The 20,716-nt window shown below is 53.9% G+C and carries 18 protein-coding genes; 7 read left to right on the top strand and 11 right to left on the bottom strand.

The genetic code is table 11. The annotated features are described in order from the left end of the window. Positions 1-72 precede the first annotated feature (72 nt). The 3 genes from FQ179_RS07365 to FQ179_RS07355 all read left to right on the top strand — a co-directional run bounded on the left by FQ179_RS07365 (position 73) and on the right by FQ179_RS07355 (position 2,161). A complete protein-coding gene (locus tag FQ179_RS07365) occupies positions 73-645 on the top strand; it encodes a hypothetical protein (protein ID WP_149396550.1) in 573 nt (190 codons plus the stop codon). A 69-nt stretch (positions 646-714) separates the two neighbouring features. After that, the gene (locus FQ179_RS07360) at positions 715-1,110 is read left to right on the top strand and encodes a hypothetical protein (protein ID WP_149396549.1); all 396 of its coding nucleotides are present in this window, start codon (positions 715-717) and stop codon (positions 1,108-1,110) included. A gap of 64 nt (positions 1,111-1,174) precedes the next feature. Continuing rightward, the gene (locus FQ179_RS07355; RefSeq protein WP_149396548.1) at positions 1,175-2,161 is read left to right on the top strand and encodes a hypothetical protein; all 987 of its coding nucleotides are present in this window, start codon (positions 1,175-1,177) and stop codon (positions 2,159-2,161) included. 341 nt (positions 2,162-2,502) lie between these two features. Here FQ179_RS07355 and FQ179_RS07350 read toward each other — a convergent pair whose 3' ends face one another. Together FQ179_RS07350 and FQ179_RS07340 are read right to left on the bottom strand one after the other, a co-directional pair. Beyond that, the gene (locus FQ179_RS07350) at positions 2,503-3,051 is read right to left on the bottom strand and encodes a sterol desaturase family protein (RefSeq protein WP_149396547.1); all 549 of its coding nucleotides are present in this window, start codon (positions 3,049-3,051) and stop codon (positions 2,503-2,505) included. Positions 3,052-3,573: 522 nt separating this feature from the next. After that, positions 3,574-4,977 (bottom strand): NarK family nitrate/nitrite MFS transporter, encoded by a 1,404-nt coding sequence (locus FQ179_RS07340; protein WP_149396546.1) that lies wholly within the window; start codon positions 4,975-4,977, stop codon positions 3,574-3,576. A 452-nt stretch (positions 4,978-5,429) separates the two neighbouring features. Between FQ179_RS07340 and FQ179_RS07335 the strand changes: the two genes are divergently transcribed. Beyond that, positions 5,430-6,008: an NADPH-dependent FMN reductase gene (locus FQ179_RS07335; RefSeq protein ID WP_149396545.1), complete on the top strand. Its 579-nt coding sequence runs from the start codon at positions 5,430-5,432 to the stop codon at positions 6,006-6,008. Between the two features lie 392 nt (positions 6,009-6,400). After that, entirely contained in the window at positions 6,401-6,610 is a 210-nt protein-coding gene (locus FQ179_RS07330) for a cold-shock protein (protein ID WP_137237062.1), read from the top strand. A gap of 574 nt (positions 6,611-7,184) precedes the next feature. Here the strand turns inward: FQ179_RS07330 and FQ179_RS07325 are convergent. The 9 genes from FQ179_RS07325 to FQ179_RS07285 form a co-directional block, all read right to left on the bottom strand. Beyond that, positions 7,185-9,296 (bottom strand): BCCT family transporter, encoded by a 2,112-nt coding sequence (locus FQ179_RS07325; RefSeq protein ID WP_149396544.1) that lies wholly within the window; start codon positions 9,294-9,296, stop codon positions 7,185-7,187. 372 nt (positions 9,297-9,668) lie between these two features. Continuing rightward, positions 9,669-10,595: a 2-hydroxyacid dehydrogenase gene (locus FQ179_RS07320; protein ID WP_149396543.1), complete on the bottom strand. Its 927-nt coding sequence runs from the start codon at positions 10,593-10,595 to the stop codon at positions 9,669-9,671. A 41-nt stretch (positions 10,596-10,636) separates the two neighbouring features. Next, positions 10,637-11,335, bottom strand: a complete 699-nt coding sequence (locus FQ179_RS07315; RefSeq protein WP_149396542.1) for a GntR family transcriptional regulator — start codon at positions 11,333-11,335, stop codon at positions 10,637-10,639. Between the two features lie 37 nt (positions 11,336-11,372). Next, positions 11,373-12,872, bottom strand: coding sequence for a tripartite tricarboxylate transporter permease (locus tag FQ179_RS07310; RefSeq protein ID WP_149396541.1), 1,500 nt, complete (start codon positions 12,870-12,872; stop codon positions 11,373-11,375). A gap of 19 nt (positions 12,873-12,891) precedes the next feature. Beyond that, on the bottom strand, positions 12,892-13,347 hold the full coding sequence (locus tag FQ179_RS07305) for a tripartite tricarboxylate transporter TctB family protein (protein WP_188074524.1): 456 nt from the start codon (positions 13,345-13,347) through the stop codon (positions 12,892-12,894). A gap of 84 nt (positions 13,348-13,431) precedes the next feature. Then, positions 13,432-14,418 carry a tripartite tricarboxylate transporter substrate binding protein gene (locus tag FQ179_RS07300; RefSeq protein ID WP_149396539.1) on the bottom strand — a complete coding sequence of 329 codons (987 nt, stop codon included), beginning with the start codon at positions 14,416-14,418 and terminating at the stop codon, positions 13,432-13,434. A 68-nt stretch (positions 14,419-14,486) separates the two neighbouring features. Then, positions 14,487-15,404 (bottom strand): dihydrodipicolinate synthase family protein, encoded by a 918-nt coding sequence (locus FQ179_RS07295; protein ID WP_255474871.1) that lies wholly within the window; start codon positions 15,402-15,404, stop codon positions 14,487-14,489. 55 nt (positions 15,405-15,459) lie between these two features. Next, entirely contained in the window at positions 15,460-16,611 is a 1,152-nt protein-coding gene (locus FQ179_RS07290) for a mandelate racemase/muconate lactonizing enzyme family protein (RefSeq protein ID WP_149396537.1), read from the bottom strand. Between the two features lie 30 nt (positions 16,612-16,641). Beyond that, positions 16,642-18,381, bottom strand: coding sequence for an IlvD/Edd family dehydratase (locus FQ179_RS07285; RefSeq protein ID WP_149396536.1), 1,740 nt, complete (start codon positions 18,379-18,381; stop codon positions 16,642-16,644). 223 nt (positions 18,382-18,604) lie between these two features. Here FQ179_RS07285 and FQ179_RS07280 point away from each other — a divergent pair, with 223 nt between their 5' ends. Both FQ179_RS07280 and FQ179_RS07275 read left to right on the top strand, forming a co-directional pair. After that, on the top strand, positions 18,605-19,897 hold the full coding sequence (locus FQ179_RS07280; protein ID WP_149396535.1) for an SLC13 family permease: 1,293 nt from the start codon (positions 18,605-18,607) through the stop codon (positions 19,895-19,897). Next, positions 19,894-20,712, top strand: a complete 819-nt coding sequence (locus FQ179_RS07275; RefSeq protein WP_149396534.1) for an amidohydrolase — start codon at positions 19,894-19,896, stop codon at positions 20,710-20,712. Before FQ179_RS07280 ends, FQ179_RS07275 begins: the two co-directional genes overlap by 4 nt. Positions 20,713-20,716: the final 4 nt, after the last annotated feature.

Below are 20,716 nucleotides of genomic sequence, written 5' to 3'. Positions count from 1 at the left end.
CTTAACAAAGATTACGGCAAAACTTGCAGATAAAGCTATGCCACCGGGGGTGTTCCCCACAGGAGAAGACAAATGAAACGGCTTTTATTGATATCGCTTATCTTGTGTGGCAGTAATGTAGCTATGGCTCAAGTCACTACCACTGCCGATGCTGCCGCCAATGTATCCAGCACCGCTAACGCGACATCACAGTCTGGAAACATGGCATCACAAATGGGCCAGCAGGCGGATATGACCATGGGCAACATTACCTTTGGCAGCACAACGTATCCGAAAACTCAAACTATAGACACTACGCCTAGCGTGTATACCGCGCCCAGTATGTTTGGCGGTTCCAATAGTTGTGGTCAGAGCAACACACTGGGCGCTGGGGCGACTGGGTGGGGTGTTGGTGGCTCAATCGCGAGCGAGAGTGATGCATGTAACGCGCGCGAAGATACGGCGACAGCTTTTCGACTGGGTTATGGAGACGTAGCCGTTATACGGTTCTTTTGCTTTGGCGAAGATGAAAATCGCTTGGCCTGGGCGACCATGGGCCATAAATGCCCGCCAACAGCACCGCCGATTGCTTCCGTGGCACAGCGCGTCGATGATAAATCACCCAGCAGTATCAGAGCGTCACGGCAAGAATTCATTACGCCTTAATAACCATGCGCTGCGGATGGCTGCACGAACTGTAGCCTCGTTGCTTGGAAGCCGAAGGAGGCATTCATCATGGACAAGATTTTATTTGCGGTAATGGCGCTGACGTTGTCAGGCTCGGCCAGTGCAGCGGGAACCGTCATACCGGGCGGCAATATTTCGTATACCAGTACGCAGTGGAGTACGACCATTGGAGGAACCGCCCGTGCCAATACGGTTTCGAGTGGGCCCGCAGCCTCTGCATCGACCACAGTCAGTTCGGGTGTCTCGGCATCAATGACGGGTATAGAGACATACGCTATTTCCAGGACAACTAGTGTCTCTGATACTTCTGTGGAGACGACGGGAGCTGGCTCCGGCAGTATGACTGCGAGCTCAATGGGAGAGCATTACGGCCTTGCTGATTCTTCAGATGGCGGGGGCTCGGGATCAGGAGCAATAGGTTTTGGTGGATTCGGCGGTTGGTAATCAACAGCAGATTAATTCTATTTAGGCAGGAACCGAGAGGTGTAAGCCTCCGAGGAGAAGATCGATGAAACGCTTGAAACTTTTAGCCCTGGCCTTGTGCAGTACGGCGGCTCTCGGGCAAACCACGACCACATCTAACTCTGCGGCTGACGCAACGAGTGGTGCAAATGCCAACTCGCAATCTGGCGTAATGAATAACCAGATGGGGCAGGCAACTCAGATGCATATGGGTAACGTTACGTTCGGTGATTCACAGGTGCCCGATAACCAACGCATACACACCACACCCACTATCTATACTGCACCCAGCGTATTTGGAGGCTCAAATAACTGCGGCAAGAGTAATACGATGAGTGTGGGGGTGACGGGGTTTGGTATAGGTGGTTCTATGGCCTCAGAGAGCGTGGCGTGTAACGCGCGCGAAGATACCGCTACCGCCTACCGGCTTGGCTATCAAGAGGTGGCAGTTGTGCGCTTCTTCTGCTTCGGCGAAGAGGCAAATAAGTTGGCGTATGAAGCTTCCGGGCGAACCTGCCCTGACGTTAGCCTGCTTGCCGGTCGCACAAGCCCCGCCGTAGGTAATGGCGCAGAAACTGTGCCGGTTCAAGAGCCACGCGTTCCTGAAGCCACCGAGTCTCCGGCTGGTAGAGACACAAGTCGCGCCGAACCGGTGCGCAGTGTTGACGTGGCGGCCATTGTGGTAGCGGGTTTTGTTGACATGAACCGCGATGTTTATGGCAACCGTGTTAAGACACCAGAGGCCGCTCCGAAAACAGTGGCTAATGCTGAGAGTAAGCCAGCCACGTCCAAGGCCAAAAAAGGCAAATCTGAGGTTGCAGATCAGGCCCCGGTTGGTAGCCTGAGCGTTACTGAAACCACTGTGCCGGCCCTTGTGGCAGCTACAGATAATAGCGAAGACAGCCCCGTTATGACCGTCGACGTCACTGACCCGTTGCATGCTGTCAGCAGCATTGATCCTACGCAGATTGTGGCGTTGGCCAGTGTAGACACCAATCTTCTCCTTGCAGTTAATGTCGATGCAGGCAAATAGTCGTGTGAGACAAGCACACGGCAGGTAGGCAGAGACCTACCGGGCTGAGCAGGTGCCGCCTGCGTGCCTTACGTTGAGCAGGTGATAAAAACCCGCGCTGTTAATTAACAGCGCTGGTTTTAACGATTTTGTGTTTACTACGAGGCAATTTTGTATGCCGGCAATTTTGGTGGTAAGGGTAAGAGCCGCCGACTTAACGCAGTTGTTGCATACCTTGCACGCAAATGCCCCCCCCTGAACCCAGCCCAACAGCATTACGATAGGGTTGAAATGTACCTAGCGGAAGCGGTTAATAGTTGGTCGGACACGAAACGTCGTGCCCGATATGACATTGAACCGCGTCAACGTCTGTCGTCCGTGCGGAATACATGATCCCAGAACGAGGTGGTGACGCCGTACCAGCCATGTGCGCCTGGCAAATGATGACGGGCGTGGTCGCGCTTTCGAGCCTGCATCCATGACCCCGGGCGCGCTTTCCAGTGATGGGTGCCGTGATGCACGAACACATAAAGCAGGTACCCGAAGGTTGTTCCCAACGTGGCCGCCAACGCAATCCATGGCCCCGTTATCAGAAATAATGGCAAAAATACCAGCACGACAAATAGTGCCATGCTAACCAGAGTCGAAGAGCCAATGAGGGCAAAGGGACGTCTGTGGTGCTCTTCGTGCCAATGCTGGAATGGCTGTACACCATGCAACACGAAGCGATGCAGCAAATATTCGACAAGGCTCCAAGTCAGAAACCCGATGATGGCAGACCCCAGCAGCATCCAGATGGGGTCGTCTGCCTTTAGCCACAGGAGGCTCGATCCGGCTACCAGGGCCACCGGGTATAACACGAAGTCTGCAAAATATGCGACCGGATGTTGCTCAAGCTTGAATGGCGTCATGACACAACCCAAAATCGACTATCAAGGGGCAGTTTCAGACCATCTCTGATTTCATCGCAGCGTCAGAGTGATACCGTTGGTCAGACGCCGCCGCAGTAGCCGAAACCGCCGATTGGGAGTTGCTGCGTACCTGATCAGTATAGACAGTTCAACAGAAGTCGGCAGCATATCGGTGCAAGCTACTTACAGAGGAGACCGGCGTCGTTTCTGGCATGGCTCGCGGTTGCCAGAAGAAGGATTCTTCCTTTGCGCGACGAAGTGCCAACTTGGTTAACGCCAGGTTGCATCGGGTGCTTGACCCGGTGCGCGGCAAGCCCCGCCGTTCAGGGTGGGGAAGGATAGCGCGGACGGCGTAGCCGTGCTTGGGTTTTAGTGCGGCGTCTGCTGCTATTTGATGTACTGGCGCACGATAGCAATGGCAGCAACTGCGCAGCTTGAGGCGAAGTCGGGCGGCGACTATTAGCACACCCTTCCAGTAGCGTTTCTGGATGTGAGGCCTTTCCTGGCGTAGCAGGTGCCGGCCTAGCAGGGGTATTCGGCATTTTTGCGCGAATAAAACCACCACGTTGTAGCGATTGCCACCAGATAGAACACAATAAAGAACAGCAAGGCAGCGTGGGGTGTGCCCGTAACAGAAATTGATGTTCCAAAACTCTTGGGTATGAAGAAACCACCGTAGGCACCGATCGCCCCTGTGAAGCCCAACACTGCAGCGGCTTCTTTTGTTCCTTCCATTTCAGCGTTGCGTACCGACTCAGGGTCGCTTAGGTTGGCGCGACGCATGCTTTTTGTGAGAAAAATAATGGGGATCATTGAAAAAGTTGAGCCATTGCCAATGCCAGTCAGCAAAAACAGTACAAGAAAAGAGATCAAGAACCCTGCAAAGCTACCCGGAAGCCCGTCATGCGGTATAGAAAACATGACCCCAATGACGGCAAGAACCATAAAGATGAACGTGTAAAAAGTAACTTTTGCGCCGCCTATTTTGTCGGACAGCCAACCGCCAAAGGGGCGGGCGAGCGCACCAACCAGTGGGCCCAGCCACGCATACTGCAGTGGGCGCACAGCCGGATACAGGTATTTGATCAGTAATGGGAAGCCTGCCGCAAAGCCTATGAACGAGCCAAAGGTGCCCAGATACAGGAAACACATGACCCAGTTCTGTTTGCGCTTGAAGATAACCGCCTGATCTTTGAACGAGGCTTTAGCATCAGCGATGTCATGCATGGCAAACCAGGACAGCAGGGCGGCGACCAGAATAAAAGGCACCCAGATGAACGCAGCGTTCTGCGCCCAGACTTGGGTTGGCCCACCTGTAGTGCCTGAAAGTTGAGCAATCTGTGGGTCGCCTCCCAAGGGGCCGAACATTCCAATGGTAATCACCAAAGGTGCCAGAAACTGAACGGACGATACGCCCAGGTTACCCAGGCCGGCGTTTAGACCCAGTGCTGAACCTTTGCGCTCTTTTGGAAAGAAGAAGCTGATATTGGCCATAGAAGACGAAAAGTTGCCGCCTCCAAACCCGCACAATAATGCCAGCATCAACATTACCCAATAGGGTGTAAGGGGGTTTTGTATGGCAATGCCGATACCTATCGTGGGCAGTAGCAGGCTGGCGGTGGTTAACGCGGTCCAGCGCCGGCCACCGACGATGGGTACCATGAATGAATAAAATATGCGTAGCGTTGCCCCTGATAACGCCGGAAGCGCCGCCAGCCAGAAAAGTTGGTTTTCTGTGTAATTGAACCCAAGGTTTGGAAGGTTTACCGCAACCACGCTCCACATTTGCCATACGGCGAATGCAAGAAAGAGTGCAGGTATGGAAAGCCACAGGTTAATGTTGGCAATGGCTTGACCTTGACTGGTCCAGAAAGCCTTGTCTTCGGGTGTCCAGACTTCAAGAGTACGACCGGTGCGCGGTGCCATGCTCTTATCCTTCAGTGGTCGTTGAGCCATACTGCCCCCACAGAGAACTGCCTGCGTGTTGATAACACGGTAGCGAAATGCTGTAGTCAGTGTAATGACGAACTGTCAAACTGGTGCTTGATTCATATCAGGCGGCGCCCAAATCACACTAACCGAGAGGCCCAGCTCTGTAAGCTAGGGTTCTTACGTACGACCTTTTAACTGGCGCGTTGCACGCGCTGTTAATGAGCAGTCGAACATGGTGTTAACCTGACAAGAACACGCTTGTAAGCATTCAACCGCTCCTACTATCGCTACGTGTTAAATATTCGGAAGCCCGGCTTGTATTCATTGAGATGGTTGAGTGAGCGCATGTGGTAATGCTACAGGCGTGTTCGGCCTACTACTAAGGCAAAAACCAAGAACGTGTTCCAGATCTTTTCCAGGCAACATAATTCAAAGTGAGAAAGCTGATGCTACCCAAGTTACACGTTATTATCTGCTCCACTCGGCCCGGACGTATTGGGCTTCCAATAGCACGATGGTTTCACGAGTTTGCCAAGCAACATGGCAATTTTGATATTGAGTTGATTGATTTGGCTGATTTCAAGTTGCCGATCTACGACGAGCCTATTCATCCGGCTGCACAAGACTACAAACACGAACATACCAAGAAGTGGTCGGCGAGTGTGGCCGCCGCAGATGCCTACATTTTCGTCACGCCCGAATATAACTACAGCCCGCCGCCATCGCTGGTCAATGCCCTGGATTTTGTGTATCGAGAGTGGAACTACAAGCCTTGTGGTTTCGTAAGTTATGGTGGTGTGTCTGGTGGGTTGCGCTCAGTGCAGGCCGTCAAAATGCAGATCACCACCCTGAAGATGATGCCAATGATGGAAGGCGTTATGGTGCCGATGGCCGCAAGCATGATCAACAGCGAGGGGCAGTTTCAATCCAATGAATTGATCGATAAGTCTGCCGTAACGCTGCTTGAAGAACTGCGTTTCTGGGCTGACGGCCTTAAGGCCATGCGCGAAAAGAAAGCGCACTGATCAGGCCTGCCAATCGTTTGATACGGGCAAGTGCTTCAAGTTTTTGGATGCATCGTCCTGACGACCACTTCTTGGCCCGTCGAATGTGTGCCGACTGGGCTGCCAGAAACAGTATCTCGCGGCTGCTCACTGTGCGGAATCTCTCAGCTTGAAGGCGCTCTAGGCCGAAATGTGAGCCTGTAACGTATGAAATATCAAAATTATGCGGCCTCATGACAACGTTATGGTTAATGTGTCATTAATATAGTAGACTTCGCCCACTGCATGAATTACAGTAAGTTAGTTAGCAAGTATGTTGGACAGCGGCTTCAAAATTGTGGCTTTGCTTAATATGCATATCTTGACGGACTTTTATCGGGCATATCGCTCACAATTTTAGGAAATCGCGGAAAATGAGTACAGAAACTGGTATCGTTAAATGGTTCAACAACGAAAAAGGCTTTGGTTTTATCACTCCTGACGGTGGTGGCAAGGATCTGTTCGTACACCACACCGATATCGTCGGCGACGGTTACAAATCGCTTGAAGAAAACCAACGTGTTTCGTTCGAAACAGCTCAGGGCCCAAAAGGCCCACAAGCTAAGAGCGTTCAAGGCCAATAAGCCTACGTAATTTCGATTTAACCTGACGGTTACGTCTCGGTTAAATGGGGTAACTGCCAGATCAGGTTACAGCGACTACTACGGTAGTAAGCTATAGCTGGGTCTGGCAGTTTTCGTTTGGTAAGCGTAAGGCTTGTGTTGCCAACCACTGCTGGCTCGCTACGCATAGCGTCTTCAGCTAAAGCACCCTGTCGTGTCAGGTTAGGCCCGGCCAGTTCGCCGATTGCTTAGTCCTGGACACCACGCGTTGGCTGCGCTTTCGGGCTCCACTAATCCGAGTACAGTACTGCAGAGCAGGTGTTCTGGCGTCGCACCAATGCGACTACAGTGGCTCCAGCGGGTGTTCTTGAGCCGCACTAATGCAATTAAATTGCTGTAGAGCAGGCGTTCTGCAGCCGAACTTATCCGACCACAGCGCCGCAGCAAGTGTTCGGGAGCCGCACTAGTGAGCTACAGTGCGGCAGTATGTGTTTATTGCCAGCAAAATAAAATGCCCCACAGCAGCCTATGAACCTTGCTCTTGCCGTATTAAGTGGCAAAAACAAGGTCGGTGAGGTAATGCTTGCGCTGAAGCTTAGGTTTGTACAGCGATTTGGTCATCAGGCTTTTCTTGCAGCATTTCATCATGCTCCGCCATATTCCATGGCAACACATCGGGTGATATCTGCAGAAAGCTCAGATATCTTTCGAAGTGATCAAGAATATCGCTGATCAGCTCCTGCTGTGTATACCCATAGACGTCATAATCCAACCCACCACGCTGCAAGAACACTTCTGCACGGTAGTAGCGTGCAGTTGATGCTTGGGTAGTGGCATCTGCATTCTCGGAATTGTCTGCGGTATGCATGATTGCGGTACTGGGCGAAGCGAAGGCGGGCATTTCGTAGTCGCGCAGACGCACTTCGTATAAAAAGTCGAGTTGGTCTGGCTTATGCACTTCGATTTCGAGGTAAGCACGGCACGGGTCGCTTTCCAGCATGACCTTGGCCGGCCAGCCCTGTTCGTCCAGGCCCTGTGCAAGGCGTTTCATGGTGCCCATCACGTCGTCCGTTATATAGGTTTTTACGTGGTCAAGGTCGGGGTAGTCCACAATTCCGGCCAGACGTTTCTTCCAGGTACTGGATGCACCGCCAGTCTGACGATGCTGCTTTTGCTGTTCCAGGCTTTTGTCTCGGTGCGTTTCGATCGCCAGTGCGCGCCACATCCCGACCGCAGAAATAAGCAGAATGATTGAGAAAGGTAGCGCACTGATGATAGTCATGCTTTGCAGTGCATGAAGGCCTCCGGCCAGTAATAGAACGGCAGCTACGACACCTTCGAGAATGGCCCAAAAGGCGCGTTGGGTTGCCGGAGTATTTGCAATGCCACCTGCTGCCAATGAGTCGATGACCAGGGATGCTGAGTCAGACGAGGTGACAAAAAACGTGATGATCAATATAACCGTGAGGAAGGAGACAATCGATGTAAACGGCAGATGCTCAAGCAATTTGAACAGTGCAATGGCGTTGTTGTTCTGAACCTCGGCAATCAGAGAGGTGTAGCCCTGGTTCATAATGGCGTAGAGTGCTGTTTCGCCGAATACCGAGAACCAGAAGAAGGTGAAAATCGTCGGAACCAGCATGACACCAAACACAAACTGGCGGATGGTGCGGCCACGGCTGATCTTTGCAATAAACAGCCCCACGAAGGGCGACCAAGCGATCGTCCATCCAAAAATAAATAGTGTCCAGTTGCCTATCCAGTCGCTGCGCGTATATGCCTGCAGATTGAAGGTGCGTTCAATAATGTTATTTAGATACGCGCCGGTGTTCTGCAAAAACGTTTCAAGAATGAAAAGAGTTGGCCCCACCGCAAAAACAAACAGCATTAACGCGGTCGCCAGCACCATATTGAGGATAGACAGGTTTTTTACACCTTTGTCCAGACCCGCCACTACCGAAAACAGCGCCAGGCCTGTGATCGCAGCAATCGCGATAACCTGAACAGTGTTGTTGATGGGAATCGACGGCCACAGGTAGTTAAGCCCTGTATTGATCTGCATGACCGACAGGCCCAATGAGGTGGCCAGGCCAAACATGGTGCCCAGGATGGCGATAATGTCTACGGTGTGGCCTATGGGCCCGTGGATGCGCTTTCCGATCAGCGGATACAGGGCGGAACGCATGGACAGCGGCAGCCCATGGCGAAACGCAAAATACGCCAGCACCAACCCTACCAGGCCGTAAATTGCCCAGATATGAAAGCCCCAGTGGAAAAACGCAATTTGCATCGCTTGCTTTGCTGCGTCAAGCGTTTCGCCGGCACCTTGGGGTGGCATGGCATAGTGCAGCACCGGTTCGGCCACACCAAAAAACAGCAGCGCAATGCCGTAGCCAGCCGAAAACAGCATGGCGAACCAGGACACAAAGCTGTATTGGGGTTCTGAGTGATCGGGCCCCAGTTTGATGTTGCCCCATTTGCTGGTCGCGACCAGCACAATAAACACCAGAAAGATGGCCACCGACAGCATGTAAAACCAGCCGAAGTTGCGGGTGACGTAGGCCAGGGTGTTCGTAAACACGTCGCCCGCGAGTTTTGGATTGGCGACGGTGCCTAGCACCAGTAACAGAATCAGGATGACGGCCGGTATAAATACCGGCATCAGTATTGTCGACTTCCAGTTGGCTTTGGGTTGTACGGCGGCCATTGCAACTCCTTCTTTTTATGTAAAAGGGGCTACGGGTAACCAGTACACGACGAGGCTAGCCGGTCGTGATTGACCCGTAGTCCGATGCCGAATAGTGACACATTTTAGAGAAGTGAGAAATTAGTCCGCTGAACGCGTGGTCATGTGTCACAGGGTTGCTTGGCCTGAAGGCCGCTAGCCAAGTGCTACTTTGACTGAGCCTTCTTCGAGATGACGCCAGGTATGGCGCGATACGCCTGTACGTTCGGCGGCCAGGTTTTCAGACTCGCCACGACGCAAGCGAGCAGTTTTTATATTTTGCCCTACCGTGCACAGCGCTTCGTGAGTAATAGAAGAGAGAGTGAAAGAGGCAGATTTAATGGGATGCCCAACTCAAACGCTGACTGGTGTTAGTACACTGCCGTCACGGTAAAACTGCCGGAGGTTTTGCAGCGTTAACTCGGCCATCGCAAGACGGGTTTCATGGGTGGCGCTGCCAATGTGCGGCGCCAGGATAAGCCGGTCAAGATTCAACAACTGCGGGTTAATGTGGGGTTCATTGTTGAACACGTCCAGCGCCGCCCCGGCAATAACGCCTTCACGTAGCGCCTCTGCCAGTGCGTCTTCGTCCACTAAAGACCCGCGGGCAATATTCACCAGATAACCGTTGGGGCCAAGCGCATTGAGCACGTCGGCATTAATCATTTTTGCTGTCTCTGGCCCACCCGGCGCTGCAATGATAAGGATATCGCTGGTTTCTGCAAGTTTGAGAAGTTGGGGCTCAAACCGCAGGTCGACGTTTTGCCGGGTACGTCCAAAGTAGGCAAGCGAAACGTCGAAGGCTTCAAAGCGTCGTGCAATTTCTCGACCAATGCGACCCAGGCCAATAATACCCACCGTTTTGCCCGACAGATTGGTGCCCAGTGAAAAGTTGGACTGCGGCCACTGCGACGTTTTTGCAAAATTGTGTGCCTGCGGCAACTGACGCAGCATGGCCAGCGTAAGGCCCACTGCCAGTTCTGCCACAGCGCTGTTGAGCACATTGGGCGTGTTTGCGACCACAATGCCTTTTTCTTTGGCCAATTGCAGTGGGATCAAGTCGTAGCCCACACCACACGTGGCGATGACCCCCAGGTTGCTTAGGCTGTGGATGGTATCGGCTGGCACAAGATAATTACTGCGGGTAATGATGCCGCGCACTTTGGGCAAAAGTGCAGGCGAGGCCTGAAGTGATTCCCAGTCATGGCGTACAAACTCGGCGTCGATCTTGTCTTGCACGAAGTCTGGAAAGCTGCCTATTTGTAGTAAGTGTTCTTTCATTGGTCTCTCTCTATCCCTTTTTTATGTAAGTGCCTGTCAGGCTATTTGAACTGGCTGCGCCGTCGGTACTGTTCGAGATAGGCGTCGCGCGACGGGATCAGGTGACTGCGGCAAGTAGATACGAGAAAATCGCGGTCCTGGTTTTGGAGGGCGTTAATCATCTTCCAGTGGTCATCACGTGCTTTCTGCAGGAAACGGGCGTCGGCCATCGACAAAAACCGCACCACATGGGCTCTTCGTGCAAAATCGTCAATGGTTGCGCAAAGAATAGGATTGTCGGTCAGTGCGAATAGTGTTTGATGAAAGCTTATATTCGCTCGGAAGGCGGCGCGCATATTGCCGGTTTCTGCTGCTTCGTCATGTTGGCACTGCACGGCTATCAAGCCCTGCAGTCGGTCTGGTGCAACGGGGAATGCAATCTGTTGCGCCGCGTTGCCTTCCAGGATGTCGCGCACGACGTATAAGTCTATGACCTCTTTGTCGGTATAGGCTTTTACAAAGGCTCCAACATTTTTTCGCCGTTCGATCAGCCCCATGTTGTCCAGTTCGCTCAAGGCCTGTCGCACTACGTGACGGGTGACATTGAAGCGGGAACATATATCGTCTTCGACCAGCCGTTCGCGTGGGTGCAAATAGCCAAATACGATGTCTTCTTCGAGCACATCTACAATTTGGCTGGTCGAGGGTTCGGCGTGGGCCAGAACGCCAGGGTTTAGTGCTGTTTCTGCGGAAATACTCATCATCAATCCAGTAGCTGTGCGTGTCTTTTTACTTATGCTACGCCGCTTTGACAGGCTTGCGGCGCAGCCAGCGGAAAAGCGGGGTGGCTTGCAGTATAGAAAACGCAGCGATGGCAAGCAATGTGACGGCAATAGGGCTGGTCAAGAAGACATTCCAGCTGTCATAACCTATGAGCAACGACTGCGCCAAACTGGAGTCAAGCAGCATGCCCAGAACAAGGCCAATAACCATGGGGGCTGTTGGTATGCTGGCACGTTCAAATATATAGCCCAGCAAGCCGAAGCCCAGCATTAGCCACACGTCGAACATGTTGTTGTTGATGGCCAGCGATCCCACGATACCCAGCACCGCAATGGAAGCAGCAACCACAATTTTTGGGATACGTGTCACCAGAATGCACACGCGTGTCAGGCCCAGCCCGATGATGAACAGCGGGATATTCGCCAAAATAACCGCCCAGATCAGCGTGTAGGTGATTTCACCGTGTTCGGTAAGCAGGGTCGGGCCAGGCAATATGCCATGCACCATCAAGCCACCCAGGAGCACGGCAGTGGTTGAACTGCCCGGTATACCCAATGCAATCGTCGGCACCAGCGCGCCGCCAACGACGGCGTTGTTGGCAGACTCGGCCGAAGCAATGCCGGCGGGGTCACCTTTGCCAAATTGGCTTTTGTCTTTGGCCCAGCGTTTGGCTTCGTTGTAGGCGAACCAGCTGGCCGTTTCGCCACCGCTACCCGGAATAATCCCCGTCACAATGCCGATGATGCCTGATCTGAAAATATTGGGTATTAGCTTGGTAAATTCACGCAAGCTTGGCAGCACGCGATCGCCCAGTTTATTTGCAGGGGGCGGTGCCGTGCCCGCCTGCTCAGCCAGGGCAATGGCTTGTGGCAAGGAGAACATGCCTATCAGTGCCACCGTATAAGAGATGCCCGAATACAGGTTGATGTTTTCGAAGGTAAAACGTGCTGAACCCGTGGTCGAGTCCATGCCCACCATGGCCAGCAACAAGCCTAATGCGCCCGAAAACAAGCCCTTGATCGGCGAGCCTTTGGAGAGCGTTCCAATCATTGTGATGCCCAGCACCGCAATTGCGAACAGCTCGACAGGGCCAAACATCAGTACAAGCTTCCCCAGAAACGGTGCAATCGTCAGCAGGGCCACGCCGCTCATAAGCCCGCCTACCAGCGAGGCGCTCAGCGAAATGCCCAAGGCACGGCCCGCTTCGCCACGTGCGCCCATCGGAAACCCGTCTAGTACCGTAGCCGCAGCGGCGGGTGTTCCGGGGGTGCGAAGAATAATGGCGGCAATAGAGCCGCCATACATCGCAGATAAATAAAGTGCCGCCAACATGGATAAGCCGGTTTCAGGCGGCAGGCCAAATGTAATAGGCAGCAGCAGCGCCAGGGCCATGGTGGCCGAAAGGCCGGGCAGGGCGCCTACAACAATGCCGATTGCCGTACCCAGCACAATGAAGAACATGTTGTAGGGGGTCAGTGCGTTAAGCAGACCTACCGCGATAAATGAAGTATCCATACCTGTTTCCTGCGGACGGCTAGTTCAGCCACGGTATTAGAGGGACGGGCAGACCCAGCGCCCAAATGAAAACAACCCAGACAAAGGCGGTAAGGCCCACGCTGATCAGCACGGCAGACCGAGCGCGTATGGTCTGGCTAAAAAGCAGCACACCTGCCATGAAAATAATGGTGGTGATGATGTAGCCCACTACCGGAATCAGGGCGACGTAAACCACCAGGGCCACTGAGAATGAAATGGCGACCTTCCAATTGATGGGTGGCAGAGGTGCGTCGTCTTCCACGGTTTGCGTCACCTTGCGCAGGCGACGTTTTTTCACCGCCTCCTCGACAAGCATCAATATGGCCAGTATGGCAACAATCCAGATCAGCAAGCCAGGCAGCCTCTGTGCCACGGAAGGCAGGCCCTCAAGTTGAAAGTAGAAAATACCCGTCAGAATAAGCGCGCCTATTCCTACAACATGTGTACTGTTCACGTGGTCTCCTCGTGATGAGCGGCGTCTTGCTGTCAGCCGCGGCTGCCCGTTCGAAAGCAACGGGCAGCCTGGGCCAAAACTGACTTACTTCTTGTCGGGGCCGTACTGGTCTTTGATCTCATTCCAAATTGCGGTAAATTCAACCTCTTGGTTTTTCAGGAATTCGCCATATTCGTCACCGCGTTTGTAATCCAGTGGCAGTGCGCGGGCAGCCGCATCGCGTTGGAAATCAGGGTTTTTCACGACTTTGTCCATGGCATCCAGAAACTCTTTGCGTGCCTGCTCGGGCATGCCTTTGGGTGCGCTGTAGCCGCGTGATGATCCCGCCACGACGTTGATGCCCAGTTCTTTCAGCGTGGGAACGTCAGGGATATCGGGTGAGCGCTCATCGGCATACAGGGCCAAAACGCGTAGGTTGCCCGCCTTGATTTGCGGGAAGGTAATGCCAAGGTTATTGGAGCTGGCGTCGATTTTGCCTGCCATGGCCGCTGTCCACGATGGGCCGTCACCGGCGAACGGCACTGAGCGAAACTTCAGGCCCGTCGCTTTCTCAATCATGATGACCGAGAAAAAGTCATCGCCGCCCACCCCCGAGTTGCCCACCGTCAATTTGTCCGGGTTGGCTTTTGCGTAGTCAAGAAGCTCTTGCATGGTCTTGTACGGGCTGTCTTTGCCCACAACCATCACGCCGGGGTCAGTTACCACATTGGCCAGCGGCGTAAGGTCTTCAATCGAATACTTGATCGAATCGTTCATCAAGTAGTTCGTCATCAGCATGGGGGTATTGGTGATGCTGACGGTTGTGCCGTCGGGCTTGGTTTGCTGGGCCAGTTGCGTCCAGGCGATGGCACCGGTTGCGCCGGGTTGGTAGCGGTTTACAAAATTAACGCCCAGTTCTTTGGCCAGATACGGTTGCACCAGTTGTGCCAGGGCATCACTGCCGCCGCCGGCTTTAAACCCTTGCAATACGGTAATGTCTTTACCTGCGCTATAGCTTTGCGCCAACGCGCCAAAGGGAAGGGTGGCTGCTGCGGCTAGTACCACCGCGCGCAAAATGTGTTTTTGTTTCATGATTGTCTCTCTCCTTTTATTGTGGGCGGTATGCCATGGGTTCATGGCATCCTCGATCAAACGGCTTCCTACAGTTGGGGCATAGAGAAACCTTGGGCATCCAGTTGCTCTATTAAGGTTTTCTGTTCCGCGTCGGTCAGTTTCACCAGCGGCGGTCTGACTTGAGCCCATTGGGCGTCGTTGCCGTAATGCGCTATGGCAGCCTTCATGGCAGGAATCATGGTGTAGCCCTGGAATGTGCCGCGCAATGTATCCAAGGCTGCCTGCTGGGCGTCGGCGTCCTCCTGTTGCCAACTGTTGTAAAGCTGTGCAATGGGTGTGGGGTTTACGTTTCCGGTGGCGGTGATGCAACCAACGCCGCCTGCTCTGAGCGTGGCCAGCAAAAATGTCTCGCTACCGGCAAACACGTTGAATCCCTGTTTGCCGAACTGGGTAATCATTGCCTGCGTGTTGTTCCAGTCTCCTGAACTGTCCTTCACACCTGCAATCGTGTTCGGGTAGGCCTTCATTAGCCGTTCGATCAACGCCAGGCTAATTCCTACCTGCGATACCTGGGGGATGTGATAAAGATAGATGCGCAAGTGGTCATCACCCGTGCGTTCGATGACTTCCGAGTAGCTGGCAAACAGCCCATCGTCGGACACGCCTTTGTAATAAAAAGGCGGCAGCATCAGTACACCGGGTGCGCCGTGCTTGACCGCGTGGCGAGTTAATTCCACGGTATCTGTCAGGGCGCAGCACCCTGTTCCTGGCATAAGACGTTCTGCGGGTATGCCTGCATCCAGCAAGGCGTCCAGTAACCCGGCCTTCTCGGCAACCGACATGGAGTTGGCTTCGGAGTTGGTGCCGAAAACGGCTAGCCCTACATCCTGATCTACCAGCCATTGGCAGTGTTTGACCAGGCGTCTGGCGTCGAGCTCAAGTGCTTCGTTAAACGGGGTAACAACGGGCGAGTAAACGCCGCGTAAACCTTGATTTGCTTCCAAGATGCTCTCCTTTATGTTGACGTGGCGTTGCGTGGATACGAGGTCTGATCGGGTGCTAAGCCCAGGCATCGACGGCGTACCGCTCAATCGCTGCATCATCAAACCGGAAGCCCAGGCCAGCTTCGGTTGGAACGCGCAGTTCGCCGTTGGTAAATTCCAGTTGCGTATCCACAAGGCGACGAAAATTAAGTACCTGGTCGTCAGCAAAAAATTCGACATACTCCGCGTTGGGGGTGGCTGCCACCAAGTGGATGTGCAAGTCATGGAACCAGTGTGGGTACATGCTGACGCCAAACCCTGCCGCCGAGGCAGCAATGCGGCGCCATTCGCTAATGCCGCCACATACCGCCGCGTCGGTTTGCAGGATCATGGCAGCGCGCTTTTCCAGCAGTTCCTGATGACGCCAGCGACCCGCTTCAATTTCACCAGTCGCCACAGGCACCGATGTGCGCTTGGCCAACTCAGCGTGGTTGTTGATGTCGTCGGGACTAAAGGGCTCTTCGATAAAATAGGGGTTGTAGCGCTCATAGCGCTTCATGTATTCAAGTGCGGTGGGCAGGTCTTTCCAGGCGTTGTTGGCGTCCAGCATCAGCAAGATGTCGTCGCCAATGGCAGCACGAGCCACTTTGATGCGCGCCTCTTCCTCCTGCGGGCTAAAACGCCCCACCTTCATTTTGACGGCCTTGAACCCCTTGGCCACATAGCCGGCCAGTTCTTCGCCCAGCTGCTCGTTTGTTTTGCCGTCAAGATAATAGCCACCGCTGGCATAGGCCTTGACCGATTCTTTAGCGTAGCCGCCCAGGTATTGGCTAAGCGGCAGCCCGGCGGCACGCGCGTTGCGATCCCAAAGCGCCACGTCGATAATTGACAGTGCACGCATGGTTGACCCCGCACGGCCATGCAGCAGGGTTTCCTGGTACATCTCTTCCCACAGGCCTTCGACGCGCAAGGCGTTTTGACCGACCAACATCTCTTTAAAGAGCTCACGCACAGCGTGAGTGACCATGACGCCACCCCGGCTGCCGCCGTAACAAAAGCCTATGCCCTCGTGACCGTCGGCTGTCTTGATTTTGACGACGGTATAGTCACGCGCAAATACCTTGCGCGTAGAAAATGAAGTGGCATTGTCCAACGGAATGCTGATGGTGCGCGCTTGTACCGACTCTATGCGCGCGCCGTGAACATTGGCCCCTACGTCTTGTTTCATGGGTGCGTCCTCTTGATCATGTGTTAATGGTTAGGTTGAAGATGGCTTGGACCGCGGCACGCTGTCGGTGAATTCGGTCGGCAGAAGAAAGTCAAAGTCGCAGCCCTGGTCGGCCTGTAACACCGATTCAAGATAAAGTTTGCGGTAGCCGCGCAGCGTCGGGTCGGGTTCGGGTGGTGTCAGTTGCCTGGCGCGCGCCTCCAGTTCTGCCTGTTCAACCAGCAAGCTGATGCAGCGTTCCGGCACGTCCAGCTTGATGCGGTCTCCGGTGCGAACCAGCCCCAGGGGGCCACCGCACGCAGACTCAGGCGACACGTGTACGACAATGGTGCCGGCCGCCGTGCCACTCATGCGACCGTCAGAAATACGGACCATGTCTTTGACGCCTTGTCGCGCCAGTTTTTTTGGAATCGGTATGTAGCCTGCCTCGGGCATGCCCGGCGCACCGATGGGGCCGATCTGCTTGAGCACGAGCACGTCGTCGGCGTGTACGTCCAGGTCGGGCAGGTCAATGCGCTCGGCCATGTCTTGGGTGTTTTCAAACACTACGGCACGGCCCTCGTGCACCATTAGTTCGGGTGCGGCCGCAGACTGTTTGATGATGGCGCCCGACGGTGCAAGATTGCCGCGCAAGACGGCAATACCGCCGCGAGGGTAAATGGGCTGGCTCAGTGAGCGCACCACGTTTTGCGAGAAGGGGGGCGGGGCAGCGTCCAGCTCTTCGCCCAGTGTGCGGCCGGTAATCGTCAGTGCTTCAAGGTGTAGCAACGGCCTGAGCTCGCGCAGTACCGTGGTCAAGCCTCCCGCCCTGTGCAAGTCTTCCATATAGTGCTCGCCGGATGGCTTGAGGTCGACAAGTACGGGCGTCTCCGCACTCATGGCGTCTACCTGATCCAGATCGATACGTATTCCCATGCGCCCGGCAATCGCTGTCAGGTGGATGATGCCGTTGGTGGAGCCGCCTATGGCCAACAGCACGCGCAAGGCGTTTTCAAAGGCCTGGGCCGTAAGAATGCGATCAGGCGTCATGCCGGCGGCAATCATGGCTACCGCCCGTGTGCCTGTTTGCTCGGCGATGCGGGTTCGGTCGGCGGTCACTGCAGGTGCTGAAGCACCACCCGGCAACATAATGCCCAGCGCCTCACCCAGACATGCCATGGTGCTGGCTGTACCCATAACAGAACATGTTCCGACGCTGGCGACCAGCTGGTTGTTGACGTCAGCGATCTCGGTTGCGTCAATTTCGTCGGCACGGTAGTGGCCCCAGTAACGCCGGCAATCGGTACAGGCACCCACTCGAGTTCCGCGATGGGAGCCGGTCAACATTGACCCCGTCACCAATTGAATCGCAGGGATGCCGGCCGACGCCGCGCCCATGAGCTGGGCGGGTACGGTCTTGTCGCAGCCTCCGATCAGTACCACCGAATCCATAGGTTGTGCACGTATGAGCTCCTCGGTGTCCATGGACATTAGGTTGCGCAAAAACATGCTCGTGGGATGGGAAAAGCTTTCGTGAATAGAAATTGTGGGAAATTCAATGGGAATGCCGCCTGCCAGCATGACGCCGCGCTTAACCGCCTCTATAAGCTGCGGCATGTTGCCGTGACAGGGGTTAAAGCCGCTGCCGGTGTTGGCAATGCCCACGATAGGGCGGTCGAGGGCCTCGTCGGTATAACCCGCACCCTTGATGAATGCCTTGCGCAAAAATAATGAAAATTCCAGATCTCCATAGTTGGTTAAGCCCTTTTTCAGACCAGTGCGCTCTGCCATTCATGACTCCGTTGGCGTTGTAAATAATATTGTCGACAATTCTGTCGTGAATAATAAGCGTCTGGGGACACGTGTCGATACTAGCGTTTACCCCTATTTGTTATCAGGTTCCGCATCAGACCCCTGATCCGCCGTCGCGTTCCGTAACATATTCTTGGGTTAAAATCATCTAGTCATATACATGACTAGATGATAAGATTGCGACCTTACTCAAGGAAATAATGTGACGCTCGTAATCATTGCTGCGATCTTGTTGTCCATTGCCGTCGGCTACAAGACCAAAATTAATATCGGCTTTTTCGCCATCGTTTTTGCGTACCTGATCGGGTGTTTTGGCCTGGGGTTGAATTCATCCGAGGTGATTGGGTTTTGGCCCATCAAGATATTTTTTATTATTTTGTCGGTAACCTTGTTTTACAACGTGGCCATGGTGAACGGCGCACTTGAAAAACTGGCCAACCATTTGCTATACACCTGCCGGCGTTTTCCGGCGTTGCTGCCTTTGGCGATTTTCGCGTCGGCAACCATTATTGCTGCACTGGGGGCCGGGTTTTATACGGTGCTGGCCTTTATGGCGCCGATGACACTTTTGCTTTGTCAGAAAACAGGCATGAGCAAGGTGATAGGAGGGATGGCCGTCAATTATGGCGCCTTGGCCGGTGCCAATTTCATGACCTCTCAAAGTGGGGTGATCTTTCGTGGCCTTATGGAAGGGGCAGGGGTTACCGCACCACAGGCATTTGTTAACGCAACGGCCATCTTCGCTGCCACTCTGGCGATCCCGGTCGTGGTGATTGGCGCGTACCTGCTTATGTTTCGCGGCAAATTAAATATTCAGATCGCTGCCGAAAAGCCGGCACCCTTTGACCGCAAGCAAAAGCAATCACTGGTGTTGATTTTGACACTGATGGCCGTGCTGTTGGTGTTCCCTGTTTTGCACATTCTGTTTCCCCACAGTGGGTCTATCAGTTTCTTGAACTCCAAGCTCGATATCGCCTTCGTCGCCATTATATTTTCGGTTATCAGCCTGTTGCTCCGGCTGGCTGACGAAGGAAAAGTCGTGGCCCTGGTGCCTTGGAACACACTCATCATGATTTGCGGCGTGGGCATGTTGATCGAGGTGGCCATTCATGCAGGGGTTATTGATGTGCTGTCCCACTGGGTGTCTGCCAATATTCCGTTTCTGCTTATACCGCTGGCCATGTGTGTTATTGGCGCCTTCATGTCTATGTTTGCCAGCACACTCGGTGTTGTTACCCCTGCGCTCTTTCCTATCGTACCGGCCATCGCGGCGGCCACCGGCTACAGCCCCCTGATTTTGTTTGTGTGTATTGTGGTGGGTGCGCAATCGTCAGCCATCTCGCCGTTTTCTTCGGGTGGCAGTCTCATTTTGGGTTCGGCGCCGCAGCAAGCCGACAAAACCGCATTGTTTGATGACCTGTTGTTTCGCGCCGTACCGTTGGGCTTTGGCGCAGCGTTGTTGGCCACGCTTGTGGTTCAGGCGGTAATGGCATGAAAACGCTAAAAAAGGTTGATACACACGCGCATGTTTTTTCATTGCCGAAAACACTGGTTGAAGGCGCACGATACCGTCCAGATGCGGATGCATTGCTCGACGATTATCTGGCCCACCTAGATCAGCATGGCATGGATTATGGTGTACTGGTTCAGCCCAGCTTTCTGGGTTTTGACAACGAGCAGATGCTTGCGGCCATTGCCCGGCACCCCAAGCGCCTAAAAGGCATTGCGGTTCTCCCTTTGGACACAGACACATCAACGCTGGTAGCCCTTGCTTCTCAGGGTATTGTGGGTGCACGTTTAAATCTGTTTGGCAAACCTTTGCCTGATTTTAAGTTGCCTGTATGGCAACGGTTTCTGGCAGTTCTGGGTGACCAAGGCTGGCAGCTTGAGCTGCATTGCCCGCCGGCGTATCTTCGCGTTTTGCTGCCCGCGCTGCACGACTATGCAGGGCCAGTTGTCATTGACCATTTTGGTCGGCCCGACCCCGAAAAAGGTACAAACGATGAAGATTATCAGACGGTTCTTGATCTGCTAAATCCGGTCATGCACTGGATCAAGGTGTCGGGGTACTACCGTCTGGGCGCAGGCGAACGTGGTTGCCATCATGCACAACAGGCGTATCGTCGGCTGGTCGAAAAAGGGATGGGGCATCGGCTGGTGTGGGGCAGTGACTGGCCGCATACCCAACATGGTGATCAGGTAAACTACGACGCATCGGTTCGCTTTCTTGATTCGCTGGTCTCCGACGCAACAACGCGTATGCAGATCATGGGCGAGAACGCGCTAAACCTATTCAATTTTGCGCCATGAATTC

The organism is Pusillimonas sp. ANT_WB101 (genome assembly GCF_008369125.1).
In the GTDB taxonomy this organism is placed as follows: Bacteria; Pseudomonadota; Gammaproteobacteria; order Burkholderiales; family Burkholderiaceae_B; genus Allopusillimonas.
Note: the sequence above shows the minus strand (reverse complement) of the source record. Positions and strands in the feature narration are given on the sequence as shown.

Excerpts from the sequence above, each read along its gene's own strand:
- FQ179_RS07275 (WP_149396534.1), top strand. The coding sequence starts at position 19,894 with ATGAAAACGCTAAAAAAGGTTGATACACACGCGCATGTTTTTTCATTG.
- FQ179_RS07365 (WP_149396550.1), top strand. The coding sequence starts at position 73 with ATGAAACGGCTTTTATTGATATCGCTTATCTTGTGTGGCAGTAATGTA.
- FQ179_RS07320 (WP_149396543.1), bottom strand. The coding sequence starts at position 10,595 with ATGAAAGAACACTTACTACAAATAGGCAGCTTTCCAGACTTCGTGCAA.
- FQ179_RS07330 (WP_137237062.1), top strand. The coding sequence starts at position 6,401 with ATGAGTACAGAAACTGGTATCGTTAAATGGTTCAACAACGAAAAAGGC.
- FQ179_RS07350 (WP_149396547.1), bottom strand. The coding sequence starts at position 3,051 with ATGACGCCATTCAAGCTTGAGCAACATCCGGTCGCATATTTTGCAGAC.
- FQ179_RS07300 (WP_149396539.1), bottom strand. The coding sequence starts at position 14,418 with ATGAAACAAAAACACATTTTGCGCGCGGTGGTACTAGCCGCAGCAGCC.
- FQ179_RS07315 (WP_149396542.1), bottom strand. The coding sequence starts at position 11,335 with ATGAGTATTTCCGCAGAAACAGCACTAAACCCTGGCGTTCTGGCCCAC.
- FQ179_RS07340 (WP_149396546.1), bottom strand. The coding sequence starts at position 4,977 with ATGGCACCGCGCACCGGTCGTACTCTTGAAGTCTGGACACCCGAAGAC.
- FQ179_RS07335 (WP_149396545.1), top strand. The coding sequence starts at position 5,430 with ATGCTACCCAAGTTACACGTTATTATCTGCTCCACTCGGCCCGGACGT.
- FQ179_RS07355 (WP_149396548.1), top strand. The coding sequence starts at position 1,175 with ATGAAACGCTTGAAACTTTTAGCCCTGGCCTTGTGCAGTACGGCGGCT.
- FQ179_RS07285 (WP_149396536.1), bottom strand. The coding sequence starts at position 18,381 with ATGGCAGAGCGCACTGGTCTGAAAAAGGGCTTAACCAACTATGGAGAT.
- FQ179_RS07360 (WP_149396549.1), top strand. The coding sequence starts at position 715 with ATGGACAAGATTTTATTTGCGGTAATGGCGCTGACGTTGTCAGGCTCG.
- FQ179_RS07290 (WP_149396537.1), bottom strand. The coding sequence starts at position 16,611 with ATGAAACAAGACGTAGGGGCCAATGTTCACGGCGCGCGCATAGAGTCG.
- FQ179_RS07310 (WP_149396541.1), bottom strand. The coding sequence starts at position 12,872 with ATGGATACTTCATTTATCGCGGTAGGTCTGCTTAACGCACTGACCCCC.
- FQ179_RS07325 (WP_149396544.1), bottom strand. The coding sequence starts at position 9,296 with ATGGCCGCCGTACAACCCAAAGCCAACTGGAAGTCGACAATACTGATG.